Origin of the sequence: Rhodococcus sp. 06-235-1A (assembly GCF_002258785.1) — a bacterium.
Classification (GTDB): domain Bacteria; phylum Actinomycetota; class Actinomycetes; order Mycobacteriales; family Mycobacteriaceae; genus Rhodococcoides.
Map to the genome: position 1 here is coordinate 353,451 of NZ_NOYI01000021.1, position 16,840 is coordinate 370,290.

At 62.9% G+C, this 16,840-nt stretch carries 13 protein-coding genes and 1 pseudogene; 2 read left to right on the plus strand and 12 right to left on the minus strand.

The genetic code is table 11. From position 1 onward, the window contains the following. Window positions 1–231: 231 nt before the first annotated feature. From zomB to CH275_RS20790, 3 genes and pseudogenes are all read right to left on the minus strand, one after another. Window positions 232–2,097: a flagellar motor control protein ZomB gene (zomB, locus tag CH275_RS20775; protein ID WP_306436960.1), complete on the minus strand. Its 1,866-nt coding sequence runs from the start codon at window positions 2,095–2,097 to the stop codon at window positions 232–234. Beyond that, a pseudogene (locus CH275_RS30305) lies at window positions 2,075–2,203 on the minus strand (decaprenyl-phosphate phosphoribosyltransferase); the annotation flags it as partial. The gene zomB and the pseudogene CH275_RS30305, both read right to left, overlap by 23 nt. Before the next feature lie 735 nt (window positions 2,204–2,938). Next, window positions 2,939–3,616 carry a FadR/GntR family transcriptional regulator gene (locus CH275_RS20790; protein WP_094680117.1) on the minus strand — a complete coding sequence of 226 codons (678 nt, stop codon included), beginning with the start codon at window positions 3,614–3,616 and terminating at the stop codon, window positions 2,939–2,941. A gap of 170 nt (window positions 3,617–3,786) precedes the next feature. On the opposite strand from CH275_RS20790, the gene CH275_RS20795 reads away from it, so the two are divergent. Further along, complete coding sequence (locus CH275_RS20795; protein WP_094680118.1) at window positions 3,787–5,448, plus strand: bifunctional fumarylacetoacetate hydrolase/alpha/beta hydrolase family protein; 1,662 nt, start codon at window positions 3,787–3,789, stop codon at window positions 5,446–5,448. Window positions 5,449–5,473: 25 nt separating this feature from the next. Continuing rightward, window positions 5,474–6,778: a metal-dependent hydrolase family protein gene (locus tag CH275_RS20800; protein WP_094680119.1), complete on the plus strand. Its 1,305-nt coding sequence runs from the start codon at window positions 5,474–5,476 to the stop codon at window positions 6,776–6,778. A 429-nt stretch (window positions 6,779–7,207) separates the two neighbouring features. Here the strand turns inward: CH275_RS20800 and CH275_RS20810 are convergent, their stop codons facing one another. The 9 genes from CH275_RS20810 to CH275_RS20850 form a co-directional block, all read right to left on the minus strand. Further along, entirely contained in the window at window positions 7,208–7,786 is a 579-nt protein-coding gene (locus CH275_RS20810) for a HutD family protein (protein WP_094680120.1), read from the minus strand. Between the two features lie 85 nt (window positions 7,787–7,871). After that, a complete protein-coding gene (gene hutI, locus CH275_RS20815; RefSeq protein ID WP_094680121.1) occupies window positions 7,872–9,008 on the minus strand; it encodes an imidazolonepropionase in 1,137 nt (378 codons plus the stop codon). Continuing rightward, window positions 9,005–10,411 (minus strand): formimidoylglutamate deiminase, encoded by a 1,407-nt coding sequence (locus CH275_RS20820; protein ID WP_256991138.1) that lies wholly within the window; start codon window positions 10,409–10,411, stop codon window positions 9,005–9,007. The genes hutI and CH275_RS20820 overlap by 4 nt, the downstream gene beginning before the upstream one ends. Further along, the gene (locus CH275_RS20825; RefSeq protein ID WP_094680122.1) at window positions 10,399–11,622 is read right to left on the minus strand and encodes an allantoate amidohydrolase; all 1,224 of its coding nucleotides are present in this window, start codon (window positions 11,620–11,622) and stop codon (window positions 10,399–10,401) included. The genes CH275_RS20820 and CH275_RS20825 overlap by 13 nt, the downstream gene beginning before the upstream one ends. After that, window positions 11,622–13,286 carry a urocanate hydratase gene (gene hutU / locus CH275_RS20830; RefSeq protein ID WP_094680123.1) on the minus strand — a complete coding sequence of 555 codons (1,665 nt, stop codon included), beginning with the start codon at window positions 13,284–13,286 and terminating at the stop codon, window positions 11,622–11,624. Before hutU ends, CH275_RS20825 begins: the two co-directional genes overlap by 1 nt. Before the next feature lie 56 nt (window positions 13,287–13,342). Next, window positions 13,343–14,260, minus strand: a complete 918-nt coding sequence (locus CH275_RS20835) for an ABC transporter substrate-binding protein (RefSeq protein ID WP_094680124.1) — start codon at window positions 14,258–14,260, stop codon at window positions 13,343–13,345. A 77-nt stretch (window positions 14,261–14,337) separates the two neighbouring features. Continuing rightward, on the minus strand, window positions 14,338–15,051 hold the full coding sequence (locus CH275_RS20840; protein ID WP_094680125.1) for an ABC transporter permease: 714 nt from the start codon (window positions 15,049–15,051) through the stop codon (window positions 14,338–14,340). Next, window positions 15,048–15,698 (minus strand): ABC transporter permease, encoded by a 651-nt coding sequence (locus CH275_RS20845; protein ID WP_179276254.1) that lies wholly within the window; start codon window positions 15,696–15,698, stop codon window positions 15,048–15,050. The genes CH275_RS20840 and CH275_RS20845 overlap by 4 nt, the downstream gene beginning before the upstream one ends. Continuing rightward, window positions 15,695–16,438 (minus strand): ATP-binding cassette domain-containing protein, encoded by a 744-nt coding sequence (locus CH275_RS20850; RefSeq protein WP_094680127.1) that lies wholly within the window; start codon window positions 16,436–16,438, stop codon window positions 15,695–15,697. Before CH275_RS20850 ends, CH275_RS20845 begins: the two co-directional genes overlap by 4 nt. Between the last annotated feature and the right edge of the window lie 402 nt (window positions 16,439–16,840).

Here is a 16,840-nt window from a genome sequence, read left to right on the forward strand (position 1 = left end):
GTCGATGCCGCAGCGGTTCGATACAGCGCTCCCGCTACTTCAGTGACGACTACGACTGCGGCGTCCACTGGTCGACGGCAGATCAACTGTGGCTACTCGGCCCAAATCGAATGATTCGCCTCGACAGCACGGCCAGCTCCTGGTCCGAGAACTGTCATCGATCCGACGGCAACCGATCGAATCCCTCCAGACATTCTTGCTCTCCTGAAGTAAGCGCCCGGGTTCTGTCGGTTAATTGTCTGCCTTCAGTGCAGGTGCCGGAAGGCCACATCGCTGTATTTCGTATTCCGGCACTCGGTCGAATCGATACCCGGCATAGAAGAACGAGCGTTTGAGATTCCGGACGAACAGCTCCTTCGTCAGCGGCGCTCGATACGAGGCATTCAATTCCTCGGTGTCGGGGCAGGTCAACGCCACCTGAGCTTCGGTCACCCAGTCCTCGTCCATGTACCAGGGCAGGTACGGGTGGACGGTGACCAGCCCCAGATCGGCGACGACCCAATCCGGGTAGAGGTTCTTGTCGTGGCCGATGCGGCCGTTCTCGAGGCGTTCGGTGTGCGATGCCAGCGGATACGCAAGTCCCATCTGGTCGATGACCCGCACGTCGAGGCCGACGTTCATGCTCGTCATCCCCAGGTTGAGGAAGTAGACGGTGTGACCGAATCCACCCTCGGGGATCGGGAGGGGCGGCGGGACGACATCCCAGTAGGTGAATTGCGCAGGTGCCAGCAGCAAACCGCCGTCCGGGGTGTCGTCGATCGCCTGAACCATCGCCCGCATCCACGGATAGTCGAGATAGTCCGACGCCCGGATCGGATGCGCGTGCCCGCTGTTGAGCGAATAGAACGCACGCTCGTCGACGATGCCGCTTCTACCGACGACCGTGCCCTGAGGCATTCCCGTCGTATTCGCCGCAATCACAGCCCAGACGACGATCCCACCCCAGACGAATACATCCGCGACGAACACAGCAGTCGCACGATCACCGGACCATCGCGACGGGTAAGCGACGGGCATCACCGACACGGGCAACAGCAGCGTGAACAGGGCGGGCAACAATGTTCGCCCGTGCATGAAATCGCCACCGACTCGAATTGCGTAGACCGCGAGCAACAACCCACTGACGAGCACGAATACGACGACAGCAGTCGGCGTGCGCAACGCGGCGAGCAGGCCGCCCACTGTTCTGGGCAGCGTCGGGCGCACTCGTGTCACCGACAGGGCCGCACCGAGCAGAAGCAGTACCAGCGGGAGCCACAGTAGGTACGGTCCCATCAGGTTGGTCAGATACGCCCACCCTTGCGACCACTTGGCACCGCCGGCGTCCTTGGACACTGCGGTGTTGGGGTACGGAAGGCCGTAGTAGCCCATGCGCCAAATTTGGTACAGCACGGGAACCGCGCCCGCGAATGCGAACACGCGCAGCCTCGACAACCACGTCTGTGGGGCGAGGAAGATCATCGCCAGTGCCAGAACCGACACGATGGACAGCTCCGGACGGACGAGTGGGCCCAGGCCCGCGAAGAAGGCCAGCAGCAGCAGCTCGACGCCACCTTCGCGGCGCTGCCCCCAGCGCACCATCAGCAGCCACAAAACCGCCAGCCAGAAGATGACCAGGCAGGTCTCCAGCCCGGACGTCGCGAAGTCACGGGCCGGCGGTACCGCGATGTACACCAGTACACCGGCGGGGAGGAAGAGAGTGCGTGACGCAGTGCGCCCACGCAGGGAGAACGTGCCGATCATCGCGATGACGACGGCCGCTGTGGACAGCACGAGCGCGATCGTCAGGACCACGTACTCGAGCCGGCCGTCGCTGAGCCAGCTACCCGCGTAGACGAGGTACGTCCAGATGGTGCTCGTGTTGGTCTCGACCCGCTCGCCCGCGTTGAACACCGGGCCGTTGCCGGCCAACAGGTTGCGGACGGTGCGCAGGACGATCAGGCCGTCGTCGGCGATCCAGCGACGTTCCCAGGCACCCCACAGAAACAGGGCACCGGTGACGACGGTCCCGACCCAGAAGACCGCCCTGGTCGAGACCGCCGGTGCCGGGGTGTCTTCTCGCGTGTCTCGCTGGTCAGGCGAGGTAGACAGCGACACCAACCACTCCGATCCACGCTATGGCGAGCAGCTGGAGAACCATGACTCCCGAGGCGATCTTATCGAGCCCTCCGGCCTCACGGCCGTCGACATCCATTGCATACTTCGCGGCCACCGGTGCGGCCAACACCAGCACCTCTTTCACCCACCGACGCGGGCGAAGCCCTATGCCGATGTCGTCCGCCAGACTCTTCGGCGGTGCGCCGAAGACTGCGGCATCCTGACTCATCTGTCTCCTTCGAACTACACGACGGCAGCAGCCGTCAACGCGTTGAGTGCGGATCCGGCCAGCACATCGGCCGGGGTAGCGGACGCTAAGCATCAAACGCGCAACATGGACGAGGACCGCCGGTAACGATAGCTCGGCAAAGGATCCCAGGTTCCGCGCCCCCACTATGGGCGCAGAACCTCAGTTCGAGGCCAGATCAGTAGGGCGCTTCGTGTTCGATTGGGGGCGTTTGCAGATGCTCGAATATCGACAGCTCGAGTTGGTTTCGGTTCGACGGAGTCAATCGACACGACCGGGTCAGGCCGGGTGTTGATCTATTCGAGCTTCGAACCCAACAGCGCTTTTCGGGTGGTAGCGAGGACTTGGGCGGCCTACCCGGCGCTGGCATATCGAGCTGGGCTTGATAGCCGCGCCGAAGTCGGCAACTCCTCAGCGCATGGCCGCAAACATCGAGATCTTCGACCTCGAGATGACAGATTGGGACGTGCACTCGATTCGGGAGCCGTCGAGGCGGTCGATTCGGACCAGCCGCTCTCACCGCCACCCGGTGTGATCTCCTGACTCAGGTCCCGTTTCGGCCATTATGTTGCACTATCGATCTGGGAAACCTACTCAGGCATCGACGCCGAGCAGTGTTGTGCGCACATGGCGAAGATGCTCGCGCATCGCCTCGCTGGCCGCACTGGGGTCCCTGTCTTCGAGTGCAGCGACGATGGCTTCGTGTTCGGTGCAGTAACACTTCTTCAGTTCTGGATTGAAGCTCCGCCGTTTGAGCGATCCCCAGATCGGCTGGCTACGGCTGTCGATGAGCAGTTTGCTGACCCCGATCAGCACCATGTTGTGAGTGGCGAGCGCAAAGCTGTGATGCAGCAACGTATCCCAGCGCTCGAACTCCTCCGACGTGGTTGCTTCGTGGCCTCCGCGTAGACAGCGATGCATCTCGTCGATGTCGGCACGGGTCGCAGCATTGACCGCGAGCGGGAGGAGTTCGGGTTCGAGCACGAAACGGGACGCCATGATCTCGGCCGGACTCGGATGATCGGCGAGTTCAGGTTCGAGCTCGGTCGAAGCGCGCGGTGTCAGGAACGTTCCGCGGCCCACGTGACGAACCACCGCGCCCCGCTCTTCGAGCGTATCCAGAGCTGCGCGGACCACTGCGCGGCTCACTCCTGCGGAGGCCGAGAGTTCCCGCTCTGTCGGCAGCTTGTCTCCGGGACCGAGGCCGCCGTCTGCGACCAGTCCATCGATGAACCGAAGAGTGGCCGCATGGGGTCCGACTGCCAGCGTCACAACAACCTCCCACCTGTCGCCATACCAATGTGGACCAATGTTAGTCGATGAACCTACTGTGAGGGCGGCACTTGGAATCGCTAGCGAGTGTTGACGGTCACAGCTATTCAACCTATCGTAACCAATACGGACCGAATAGCGGTTTGGTTCACATTGGTTTGGGAGGCTCAGTGCGATTCGCACGAATTCAGACAGAAACCGGCGCACAGATCTGCGCCGTCGACGAGAACGGGGCTGCCCGCGCAGTCCGATTCGCTGATACCGGCGAATCCATCACTACGCTGCAGCAGGTCATCGACGCAGGATCGGCCGCCACGGACCGACTGACAGCCGCCACGGCAGCCGAGGGCGGCAAGCTCCTGGCCCCGATCGTCCCGCACCGCAACGTGTTCTGCGTCGGCCGCAACTACAGCGAGCACGCCGCCGAGTTCGCCAAGAGCGGCTTCGATGCAACCGGATCCGCTGATGGACAGCATGTTCCCCAGTATCCAGTGGTGTTCACCAAGCCGGCCGCGACTGTGATCGCTTCGGGCGATGCGATCGATCCCCACACCGATATCACCTCCGCGCTCGATTACGAGGGCGAGATCGGTGTCATCATCGGCAAACGCGCATCGAAGGTGAGCAAAGAGGACGCCCTGGACTACGTGTGGGGTTACACCCTGATCAACGACATGACTGCCCGCGACCTACAGCGTGATCACAAGCAGTGGTTCATCGGAAAGTCACTCGACACGTTCTGCCCCCTCGGTCCGTGGGCAGTGACCGCCGATGAAATCGACATCGACGACCTGCAACTGCAGACCCGCGTCAACGGCGAGCTCCGCCAGGACACCAACACCTCGCAACTGATCTTCGACGTCGCCACGATCATCGAAACCCTCTCCGCGGGAATCACTCTCGAAGCCGGTGATGTCATCGCAACCGGAACTCCGGTCGGCGTCGGAATCGGCTTCGACCCACCGAAATACCTCGTCCCCGGGGACGAGGTCGTGATCTCGGCTCCTGGACTCGGTGAACTACGCAACGTCATCGGCGAACCCAGCGACCCCGATCATCTCGTCGCGGCCGGCACCAGCCGGTTGTTCGTCGAGAAGACCGGCACCGGCCCCGCCGTTGTGCTCATCCATGGTCTCGGCGGATCCACCACTGTCTACGAACCGCAGGTTGCCGCTCTCGCCGAGACGCACACCGTGCTGCGGTACGACTTGTCCGGACACGGTCGTTCACCCGTCGCCGGCCCCAACTCGATCACCGGGTGGGTCGAGGAACTGAAAGCCTTGCTCGACGCCGAGGGCATCGAGCAGACAGCACTGGTTGCGCATTCGATGGGAACTCTCGTAGCGACAACCTTCGCTGCGACCTACCCGGACCGCGTCAGCAAGCTCGCTCTGCTCGGCCCGGTCAAAGCGCAACCCGACGCCGCCAAGACCGCGACCCGGGCACGCGCGCGCACCGTGCGTGAAGGGGGAATGTCTGCTGTCGCCGACACAATTCTCGGTGCGGCGCTGTCGTCGACCACGCACGAGAGCAAGCCGGTCACCGTTGCAGCAGTTCGGGAATTGCTCCTCGGCCAGGACCCCGCAGGCTATGCCTCTGCCTGTGAAGCACTCGCTGCGGCCGAGAACCCGGACTTCGCGTCCATCTCCGTCCCGGTCCTGCTGTTGACCGGAGATGGCGACAAGGTCAGCCCGGTCGCGGTCAACGAAGAATTGCTCGGAATCTACCCCAGTGCCCAACTGAACGTTCTCGAGGGCGTCGGACATTGGCACTCGCTCGAAGACCCCGCTTCGGTCACCCACCGGCTCCAGGACTTCCTGGTCAAGCCCTGATTTTCCTCAGAAAGGAGATCCGACAATGACGTCGTCACCGTCCACGGATCAGGCAGTTCTCTTCACCAACGTACGAATTTTCGATTCTTCCGGTTCCGACCCGTTCGAGGGCGAGGTCCTCGTTCACGGCGAACGTATCGTCGAGGTCCGCAAGGGTACCGGCGATCTACCGCACGAGGGCGCGCGGGTCGTCGACGGGCAGGGCAAGTTCCTGATGTCCGGACTCTGCGATGCACACACCCACTTCTCCTGGGTCAACTCCGCTGATCTGCCCGGGCTCGGCACCATGGGCGTCGAGGAACACACGTTGCTGTGCGCTCGCTCTGCCCAGACGTACATCGATTCCGGCTACACCATGTGCGTCGGTGCCGCTGCAGCAAAGCCGCGCCTGGACGTGGTGATACGCAACGCCATCAACGACGGTCAGATCCCCGGTCCGCGTTACCTGGCGAACTGTCAGGAGATCGCCGTTACCGGTGGTGCGTTGGTCGATGGCATCACCGCCTTCGCCGACGGACCCGAGGAAATGCGCAAACAGGTACGTCGCAACGTGGAAATGGGCGCGGATCTGGTCAAGTTGTCGATGTCCGGTGAGGAGATCACCGGCAATCAGCACGCGGAGGACAACTACTTCTCCGACGAAGAGACCCTCGCTGCTGTCACCGAAGCTCATCGCCGCGGGCTCCGTGTCTGCTCCCATGCGCGTTCGGGTGAATCGGTGAAGATGTCATTGCGCAACGGTGTCGACATCATCTACCACGCCTCGTTCATCGACGAGGAAGGTCTCGATATGCTCGAAGAGCAGAAGGACCGAGTATTCGTCGCACCCGGATTAAATTGGCTCGTAGCTACGTTGGAGGATGCAGCCGCGTTCGGCTACCCACCGGAGGCCGCCGAAGCAGCGGGGTACAAGCACGAACTCGAATGCGCTATCGAGGGGTTGAAGAAGATGAAGGAGCGCGGTATCCGTGTTCTACCCGGTGGTGACTACGGATTTGCGTGGACACCGCACGGCACGTACGCCCGCGATCTCGCGCACTTCGTCAACCTTCTCGGCTACACCACCAAGGAGACGTTGCTCGCGGCAACAGCGCTGGGTGGGCAGATCATGCGTATGGCCGATGATCTCGGTCAGGTTGCGCCCGGTTTCTATGCCGACCTGATCCTCATCGACGGTGATCCGCTCGAGGACATCACAGTTCTGCAGGATCAGTCCAAAATCGTCGGCATTATGAAAGGTGGCCGTTTCCACAAGGATCCGAGCACCGGCACCGAAGCACGACCGCGCGAGCTCGACGAGATCCACCGCGGGACTCCAATTCCCGCCTGATACTCGGCAGCAACACCAGAGCAGAGAACAGGGGGCGAGCGCCTACGTGCGCCCACCCCTGTTCTCGGCATGGAGGAAGCTGCCAGGACCATTCGTGCGTCCTCGCCGACCATGACAATGCCTTGGCAAAGGTGACATCGAGGGTGACTGCGGCTTCTACGGCCCATCGGTCTTCTATGGCCCCGAGGCCTCCCTCGCGTACGACGAAGGGGGCAAGGGCCTTTCGATCCAAGACGTGATGCCTCGCGGTATCACCGCACCGCCGTCCGACGCGCCGACCGAGGAAAATATGAAGCTGCAGGCGATCGATTTCTCCTGTTCGCCGAGCGTGCCCAACGCAACCCGGAGGAAACGGTTGGTGAACTCCGTCGTCGGGGACCGACCGATCGAATAGGAGATGATCTGTCGATCGAAAAGACTCTCCCGCGTTTAAGAAGTGGAGTGTTCGGGGGCTGATGTGATGGATATCGAGATTGTTTGCGCGTGTTGCGGCTGGTTCGGAAGGTGAGTGTGGGGTGGTGCAATCAGGGTGTCCTCGGAATCTGCGTGTACGAATATCCGCGTCGTACCGGCATCGAACTCGGCGAGACCGGTACCGACATGAACTTGTACTTCGGCGTGGTGTCGGCGGGTCATGATGTTGAGCGCACGGGTCGGTGCGCCGACGCGGCATCGTGGTGCCCATTCACCGGGGAACGCGAAGCACTGAAGTGGATGCACAATCTGCGTCCGTCCCGCGTCGAAGCCGACCTCGTGTCGGTCGGGATGGGCGGGGTCGTCGCGCAGTTCGATCGGCTGATTGCCGATCGGGATGAAGATGCGGTCGAAGTCGGCGATCATCGAGAAGGACGATGTGGTGGGTTCGTCCGCAATGCTGATTCGCCAATTCTCAGTTTCGACAACGACTGTCGTCGTACCTCGCTCGTTGGCCCACAGCTGCGGAACGCGCTGGCTACGCGTGGTCCGAATCAGTGGAGCCCCGGCCCGCAGATCTGCATAGCCGATCATGACGGTCGACCCGAAGTCACCGTGTTCTGGCTGGACCTGCTCGGTTGCTGCCGGTGGTGAACCCCGCCGGCGACAACGTCCTCGATCAGGGAACCCCTGGTCTGTATGCGAGGTGAATGTAGGACGGGGCATCGAGCCGCAGAAAGTCCGCTCTGCGTCCCACCGACAGCACTCCGATATCGTCTCGCCGCAGTGCTGCCGCACCGCCTGCAGTCGCCGACCACAGTGCCTGCGCAGGTGTGAAGTGCATGTCGCGAACAGCGACGGCAATGCAGAACGCCATGCTGGAGGTGTAGGAGCTCCGGGGGTTGCAGTCCGTGGCCAGCGCCACGGTTGCACCCGCATCGAGCAGGGTTCGCGCATCGGGCCACGTCGCGCGGGTGGAGAACTCGGCACCGGGTAGCAGAGTGGCGACAGTGGTGCTCGATGCTGCCGCCAGCGCCTCGACATCGGCGTCGGAAGTGTACGTGCAGTGATCGACCGAGGCTGCTTCCAGCTCGACAGCCAGTTGTATTCCGCCGCCGAGTTCGAGCTGTCCTGCGTGAAGTCGGGGAATGAGCCCGGCCGCAGTTCCGGCGTCGAGGATGGTGCGGGCCTCATCGACGGAGAATGCACCGCGGTCGCAGAAGACGTCGATCCATTTCGCGTGTGCAGCGCAAGCGTCGAGCATAGGTCCGCGCACGAGGTCGACGTAGGCATCGCGGTCGTGTCGATACTCGTTCGGTACCACGTGCGCGCCGAGGAAGGTTCGCTCTCTGGTCACGTGCCCGGCGACCTCGAGTGAGCGCACTTCGTCGGCGACGGTCAAGCCGTATCCACTCTTGGTTTCGAATGTGGTCACTCCGCCGCCAGCGAGTTCACGCGCCAATTTTCGGACTCGGCTCAGGAGGTCGCTGTCGGACGCGGAACGGGTGGCGGAAACGGTCGTGGCAATACCTCCGGCTCCGTAGGGCTCGCCGCTCATCCGTGCAGCGAACTCAGCGGATCGTTCACCGGCGAACACCAGGTGGGCGTGACTGTCCACGAACCCCGGGATCACCGCCGAGCCACCGAAGTCGATGCGTGAGTCGGCGGCGGGTGCCTGCGAGCTGGGTCCGATCCAGGCGATGGTGTCCCCGTCGACGACGATGGCGGCGTCATCGATGGTGCCCAGTGCGGTGCCATCTCCTCGGCCCGCGTCGTTGGTGATCAATTCGCCGATACCGGTGTAGAGAACTGTCATCGTGCCGGCTCCTTCTGTGGTGCGCCGGTGTCCATCAATGCCGAGATGCACTGTCCCAGTTCTCCGGCCGGATCGTCGATCGAGTGATGTCGTCTGTCGGCGACGATGTGGCGGCCGTCGATGACGACGTCGGTGACATCGGTGGCCGTGGCTGCGAACACGGCGGTTTCGAGGGTCGGTCCGCAGCCTGCGGTCCGGATCGAGCCGAGATCCACGGCAACGAAATCGGCCCGCTCACCGACGCTGATTCGGCCGGCATCGGTCCATCCCAGCGCGTGTTGTCCGTCGGTGGTCGCTGCACCGAGCAGCCGTGATGCTGTGAAGACACCTCGTTCGCGGCGGGCGAGGCGTTCGTCGAGCTCGACCGCTCTGGCCTCCTCGAACAGGTCGATCACTGCGTGTGAGTCGGATCCGAGACTGAACAGGCCAGCGGAGTCGAGCAGCTGCGGTGCCGGACCGATTCCGTCCCCGAGATCGCGTTCGGTGGTGGGGCAGAAACATACTCCGGTTGCGGTGCGATCGAGGTCGGCGAGGTCGGCGTCGGTGAGATGGGTAGCGTGCACCGCCGTTGTCCGTGGGCCCAGGGCTCCGACGTCGCGCAGTAGAGCGGTCGGGGTGCAACCGTGCACCGCGATGCACTGATCGACTTCCGCAGTCTGCTCCGAGGAATGCACATGCAGCGGAGCTGCGTGGGAATTGGACCATTCGACCACAGCTGGAATGTGCTCCCGTGGAACACCACGTACCGAATGAACTGCCGCACCGACGATCACATCGGTGCGCTCCGACAGATCTTGTCGCAAGGATTCGGTTCTTCCCGCCCAGGCGTCCCCGGAACCGTCACCGAAACGCTGTTGCGGGCCGGGCGCGAGGGGTGCGCCATCGACACCGGAACTCAAATAGCAGGTGTCGAGCAGGGTCAGACGAACCCCCGCGTCGGCGGCACCGTCCACGAGAGCTTTGCCCATGGCATTGGGATCTGCGTAGGGCCTACCGTTCGGGCCGTGGTGCAGATAGTGGAATTCACCGACCGCGGTGATTCCGGCAAGTGCCATCTCGGCGTAGACCCCGCGGGCGAGGAGCCGGTAGCTGTCGGGATCGAGGCGGTCTGCGGTGCGATACATCAGGTCGCGCCATGTCCAGAACGTGCCGCGATCGCGTTGCGTGCGGCCGCGCAGGGCCCGGTGGAAAGCATGGGAATGCGCGTTGGCCATCCCGGGTACAACCAGTCCCTTCAGCACGCGTGCGGATCGCGGCGGGTGTGTGTTCGGTGCGATGGAGGTGATTCGGCCGCCGGCTACGCTGATCATGACGCTGCTCGAGATGGTGTCATCGCCGAGCCAGGCATGTTCGCACCACCACGTCGAACCGGTGTGCGTGGGGTCGGGCATCAGTGCACCCATTCGATCATCGCCTCCGCGAGTGCCTGCGCACCGATGTTGCAATCGTCGGCCTCGGCGAACTCCTCGGGGGAGTGCGACACCCCGGTCGGGTTGCGTACGAACAGCATCGCCGTAGGTACCTGCGCCGCCAGGATCCCTGCATCGTGGCCTGCCTGAGTGGGCAGCACCGGAATCTCGCCGAGATGGGCCAGCGCTTTCTGCAGTCGATGCCTCGGCTCATCGGGGAATTCGACGATGGGGGTGATCGACTCGGCAGTGACATCGAGGTCGATCCGGTCGCCGGCCGCGTGGGCTCGTGCGTGTGAGGTGATGTCGGCGACCAGCTCCGTCAGTGTCCCCTCGTCCGCAGCTCGTGCGTCGAGCCACGCGCGGATTCGAGACGGGATGGCATTTGCTCCGTTGGGGGAGACGATGACTTTGCCGAACGTGGCGACCGCGTTGTGCAGCTGCGCCGAGTTCCGAGCCGAGTGAACCGAGGAGGCAAAAGCAAGCATCGGGTCACGGCGGTCGACGAGTCGTGTCGCTCCGGCGTGGTTGGCTTCGCCGTCGAAAACGAACTCCCATCGGCCGTGCGGCCAGATGGTGGAGGCCACCGCAAGCGGGCGGTCCACAAGGTCGAGTGCTCGGCCCTGCTCGACGTGTAATTCGACGTAGACACCCACCCTGTCGGTCAACGACCGGTCGACACCCATGTGCTCGGTGCTGCGCCCGGCCTTGACCATCGCCTCGGCAAGGGTGATGCCGTCGAGGTCGCGCAGTGCTAACGCGCGTTCGGCGGCGAGTGCACCGGTGCTCAATTGCGAACCGACACAAGCGACACCGAACCGAGCGCCTTCTTCGTCGGAAAACGCTGCTACCGCGATCGGCACCTTCGGGACGATGCCGCGTGCGCGCAGTATGTCGACGGCAGCGAAGGCAGAGACCACCCCGAGTGGGCCATCGTAGGCACCGCCGTCGGGAACCGAATCGAGATGGGATCCGGTGACGAATGCTCCGACGGGGTCGCCGGTCCATCCTGGTGGCATCCACCAGGCCCACAGGTTGCCGTTGCGGTCTTCCTCGACGTCCATGGATCGCGTCCTAGCGCAGCCTCGGAACCACTCACGGAGAGTCAGGTCCGCATCGGACCATGCATATCGGCGGTACCCGCGGGTGTTCTGGTTCTGTCCCACATCGAGGATGCTTGCCCACAGTGAGTCGAATGACGTCATCAGTTCTCCTGCATCGGAATTCGCACTCCGCGTTCGGCGGCGATCGCGGTGGCGTGTTCGTATCCGGCGTCGGCGTGGCGGATGACGCCCATTCCGGGGTCGTTGGTCAGGACTCGTTCCAGTTTCTGTGCGGCCAGCTCGGTTCCGTCTGCGACGCTGACCTGACCGGCGTGGATCGAGCGGCCCATTCCGACGCCGCCGCCGTGATGGATCGACACCCAGGACGCACCGGATGCGGTGTTGAGCAGGGCATTGAGCAGCGGCCAGTCGGCGATGGCATCGGAACCGTCGATCATGGCTTCGGTTTCGCGGTACGGCGATGCGACGGATCCGGAATCGAGGTGATCACGCCCGATGACGATCGGAGCGGAGACTTCACCGTTGGCGACCATCTCGTTGAATCGCAGTCCGGCGCGATGGCGTTCGCCGTAACCGAGCCAACAGATGCGGGCGGGCAGCCCCTCGAATTCGACGCGCTCACCGGCCATGGTGATCCACCGAGCGAGGTGCTCGTTGTCGGGGAAGAGCTCGAGGATGGCTTTGTCGGTGGCGGCGATGTCTTTCGGGTCGCCGGACAACGCCGCCCAGCGGAACGGTCCGAGGCTTTCCTCGAACTGGGGACGGATATAGGCCGGGACGAACCCGGGGAAGTCGAAAGCGCGGTCGTAGCCGGCCTTGCGGGCCTCGTCGCGAATCGAGTTGCCGTAGTCGAAGACCTCGGCACCCTTGTCGAGGAATCCGACCATCGCTGCGACATGTTTCGCCATCGAATCCTGCGCCTGTTCGGTGAAGTAGGCAGGGTCCTTGTCCGCCATCTTCTTCATGTCCTCGAGGTCGATGCCGATCGGCAGATAGGACAGTGGATCGTGCGCGGACGTCTGATCGGTCACGATGTCGATCGGTGCATTCCGTTCGAGCAGGGCCGGGAAGACCTCCGCGGCATTGCCTACGAGGCCGATAGACAACGCCTTCTTGCTATCGCGTGCGTCGATCGCGAGTTCGAGGGCATGGTCGAGGTCGCGAGCCCTGACGTCGAGGTAGCGCTTGGCGATGCGCCGGTCTATGCGAGTGGCGTCGACGTCGACGCAGATGGCGACGCCGTCGTTCATCGTCACAGCAAGCGGCTGCGCGCCACCCATCCCTCCGACACCACCGGTGAGCGTGATGGTTCCTACGAGGGTGCCGCCGAAGCGCTTCTTCGCGATGGCACCGAAGGTCTCGTAGGTTCCCTGAAGGATGCCTTGGGTGCCGATGTAGATCCACGATCCGGCAGTCATCTGGCCGTACATGGTCAAACCATCGGCCTCCAGGGCGCGGAACTGCTCCCAATTTGCCCAGTCGCCCACCAGATTCGAGTTGGCGATCAGCACCCGTGGGGCCCAGACGTTGGTGCGGAACACACCGACCGGTTTGCCGGACTGAACGAGCATCGTTTCGTCGTCCTCGAGGGAGCGCAAGGTGCGCACGAGGGCGTCGAAGGCCGGCCAGCTGCGGGCCGCGCGGCCCGTTCCGCCGTAGACCACCAGGTCGTCGGGGTGTTCGGCGACTTCGGGGTCGAGGTTGTTCATCAGCATTCGAAGGACGGCTTCTTGCTGCCAGCCTTTGCACGTGAGTTCGGTTCCGCGCGCAGCACGTACGGGGCGGGGGCCTGAGGTGATCGACATCGTGGGGGTCCTTAGAAGATCGGAGCGAGGAAGAGCAGAGCCGAGTGATGGAGGATTCACGACACTCCGTTGTCGGCCAACCACTTCTGCGCAATATCGGTGAGCGCGGTGCCGGTGGCGGCGTCGGCATTCATGGAGATCAGATCGTCGGTGGTCAGCTTTGCGGAGACCGCGTTCAGGGTGTCGGCGATGACATCGCTGGACTTGGCGGTCTTGATGATCGGGACGATGTTCTCGGAGGCGAACAAGGACTTGTCGTCCTCGAGTGCCACCAGATCGTTGTCGACGAGCCCTGGATCGGTACTGAACAGGTCTGCGACCTGAATCTGGCCGCTGTTCAACGCGGTCATCGTCAGAGTGCCACCCGCGTCGAGGGTCACGAAGTCCTGGAAATTCAGACCGTATATGTCACGGAGACCGACGACTCCGTTGACTCGGTTGACCCACTCCGGCGGCCCACCCAACTTCAGTTGACCGGCAACAGCTTCGAGATCGGAGATCGTGCGCAGATTGTACTGTTCGGCGGTCGCGCGAGTGACGGCGAGTACGTCCTTGTTCTCCGCCGGGGAGGCGTCGAGCATCGAAATGCCCTCGGGCAGCTTACCGTTGAGTTCGGCATCGACGGCTTCGGTGGTGCTGGCAGTCGAGGTCTGGTCGAGGTATTTGAGCAAGGCACCGTTGTATTCCGGGACCAGATCGATCGAAGAGTCCTGCAGGGCGGCGATATAGACTTCGCGGCTGCCGATGTTGAACTGCTCTCGTACCTCTACTCCGGCCGCGGAGAGAGCCTGAGAGTAGATGGTGGCGACGAGTTGATTCTCGGTGAAGTCAGCCGATCCGATGACGACCGTGGACCCTGCCGAGCCGGCGGTGTCGGTTTCTCCCGCGAGTGGATCCCCACTGCTGCAGGCGGAGAGGGTCAGTACCGCGGTGAGGGCCACGGCCGATGCGAGGCCGATCTTGTACTTTTTCATGATGAACTCTGCTTTCGAATGGGATCGGGTTGTGAGGGGCGAGCAGTGAATGGATATGACGGTCGATGAAGATGAAGTCAGCCGGCGGTAGAAACCTTCGTGGCAGTGCGGGAGTCGACCGCACGCCGTAGGCCGGGGGAGACCGCCGCGCGGCTGAGCGCCGAGAACGACAGCTCGATGATCAGCGCGAGGATCGCGACAAGCAGCGCCCCTCCGGCCATCTGTGAGAAGTCGCCTTGGGCGCGGCCGTCGAGTACGAATCGGCCCAGCCCCTGCAAACCCAGGTAGGCGGCGACTGTAGCGGTGGAGACGATCTGCAGGCTCGCGCTTCGGATCCCGGACAGCAGAAGCGGTAAGGCGCAGGGCAGTTGAACGTGGAGCAGGATTTGGACCCGGGTGTATCCCATGGCGCGTGCTGCTCCCACGGCACCGGGGTCAGCGTTCTGGATGCCGGCGTAGGTGCCGGTGAGGATGGGCGGCACGGCGAGCAGAACGAGAACGACGATGGTGGGAAGGACATACACGGCGTTGCCGCTGACGATGGGCGCGATGATCAGGAACAGCAGTGTCAGCAGTCCGAGGGTGGGCAGGGCGCGCAACGCGTTCGCCAGCCCCGCGACGACCGTCTCGCCGCGGCCGGTGTAACCGATGTAGATGCCGGCGGGCACGGCCACCGCACAGGCTGCCAACAAGGCCAACGCCGAATACAGCACGTGGTAGCCGATCTGGGTGGGTATCGCGCGCGATCCGCTCCAGTTGGCGGAATCGGTGAACCAGTTCGCAAGGTTCATGTCGTCACCGTCTTTTCTCGCCACGGAGTGGCCAGTGTGTCGAGCCAGATGATCAGCGCATCGAAGATCAAGGCCAGGATCACGCACAGCACGATGCCGGTGATCATCGGTGCGTACAGACGGAGCTGAAAGCCCTGGGTGAACAAGGTTCCCAGTTGCGAAATGCCCAGCAGTGCAGCCATTGTCACGATGGAGACGTTCGATACCACCGCCACCCGCAGGCCCGCGGCGATGACCGGGACAGCGACGGGAAGTTCGACCATCAGTAGTGATTGCCACTTCCGATACCCCATGGCTTCGGCGGCCGACACGGTCTCGTACGGAACCGAGGCCAACCCGTCGGCCACTACTCGTACCAGCAATGCGATGGTGTAGATCGTGAGGGCGATGACGATATTGATCGGATCGAGGATCTTGGTGCCGATGAACGACGGCAACAAGATGAACAGCGCCAACGACGGAATCGTGTAGAGCAGCCCGGCGGTACCGACGATCATCGAATATCCACGCTTCGACCGGTGTGCCCACCAGCCCAACGGTAGTGCGAGCAGTAAGCCCAGGACTGTGGGAACGAGCGTCAACCAGACATGGCTGACGGCGAGCTCGATGATGCGATCGCGATTGTCGAGAACCCAGTCCATGCTCATGCGGTCGCACCGCTCTGCTGCTCATTCCTGGCATGGCTGATCGCATCGATGACATCGTGATCGGTGACGGTGCCTACGAGCGCACCGTCACCGCCGACGACCACGCCCCGGCCGCTGGGGCTCGACAGCGCAGAATTGAGCAAGTCGCGCAGAGATCCGTCCCTGCGGGCGAAGGTGCCGCTGAGATTGACATTGTCTTGTGTGACCACTGCGGACCCGACTGCGTGTGCGTCGACCCACCCCATTGGTCGCTGACTTTGGTCGACGACGAGAATCCATCGACCGGCGGCGTCGAGGGGATCGATGTGTTCTCCGACTGTGACGGTCGGTGCCGGTGAGAATGTCAGATCGGTGGGCGGGCGGTGGAATTCGAGAGCGTGATATCCGCGCCCGGATCCGATGAAGTTGGCGGTGAACGTATCGGAAGGGGATTCGAGAAGGTCTGCAGGTGAGGCGAATTGGGCGAGCGTTCCGCCCTGGCGTAGTACTGCGACACGGTCACCGAGTTTGAGGGCTTCTTCGATGTCATGAGTGACCATGACGATCGTCTTGGAGATGTCGGCCTGCAGACGCAGGAATTCGTCCTGGAGCTGTTCTCGTACAACGGGATCGACTGCGCTGAACGGCTCGTCCATCAGCAGAAACGGAGGATCGGTGGCCAGAGCCCTGGCCACTCCCACGCGTTGTTGCTGCCCGCCGGAGAGCTGCCAGGGGTATCGACGAGCGAACTTCGTATCAATTCGCTGGCCGCCATCGGCGGTAGCTCGGTGTCACGAGAGTGTCACAAGTCGGTACGTTCGGGCATGGACTGCCCCGGACGCCGATGAACGAAAACTATTGCAAATAAACAATTATCGAGTCCAGCGTAGTTCAGGTGAATCCAGTTCTAGGGACTTAAAATTCGCACAGTGTCGGTTCGAGTCCGACTGGGGGCACCAGAGTCCATATGGATCCAGATTTTCGGACCAGGACAGTGCTTTTCGGGTGGTAGCGTGGACTTCGGTGACCTACCACGGATTTGAGTGGACAACCGAGACAGCGGATTTCAGATCCGCGCGGGATGAACGTTCTTCGTTGCCGGATCTTCGCATTCTTGCAGCTCAGGGCCGGTGTCGTGCTGCGTGGTCGCCTTCGCGGGGTGT

What these genes read in the sequence shown, in the direction of transcription:
- CH275_RS20800 (WP_094680119.1), top strand. Translation starts at nt 5,474, where the DNA reads ATGACGTCGTCACCGTCCACGGATCAGGCAGTTCTCTTCACCAACGTA.
- CH275_RS20810 (WP_094680120.1), bottom strand. Translation starts at nt 7,786, where the DNA reads ATGATCGGCTATGCAGATCTGCGGGCCGGGGCTCCACTGATTCGGACC.
- hutI (WP_094680121.1), bottom strand. Translation starts at nt 9,008, where the DNA reads ATGACAGTTCTCTACACCGGTATCGGCGAATTGATCACCAACGACGCG.
- CH275_RS20820 (WP_256991138.1), bottom strand. Translation starts at nt 10,411, where the DNA reads ATGGGTGCACTGATGCCCGACCCCACGCACACCGGTTCGACGTGGTGG.
- CH275_RS20825 (WP_094680122.1), bottom strand. Translation starts at nt 11,622, where the DNA reads ATGACGTCATTCGACTCACTGTGGGCAAGCATCCTCGATGTGGGACAG.
- hutU (WP_094680123.1), bottom strand. Translation starts at nt 13,286, where the DNA reads ATGTCGATCACCTCAGGCCCCCGCCCCGTACGTGCTGCGCGCGGAACC.
- CH275_RS20835 (WP_094680124.1), bottom strand. Translation starts at nt 14,260, where the DNA reads ATGAAAAAGTACAAGATCGGCCTCGCATCGGCCGTGGCCCTCACCGCG.
- CH275_RS20840 (WP_094680125.1), bottom strand. Translation starts at nt 15,051, where the DNA reads ATGAACCTTGCGAACTGGTTCACCGATTCCGCCAACTGGAGCGGATCG.
- CH275_RS20845 (WP_179276254.1), bottom strand. Translation starts at nt 15,698, where the DNA reads ATGAGCATGGACTGGGTTCTCGACAATCGCGATCGCATCATCGAGCTC.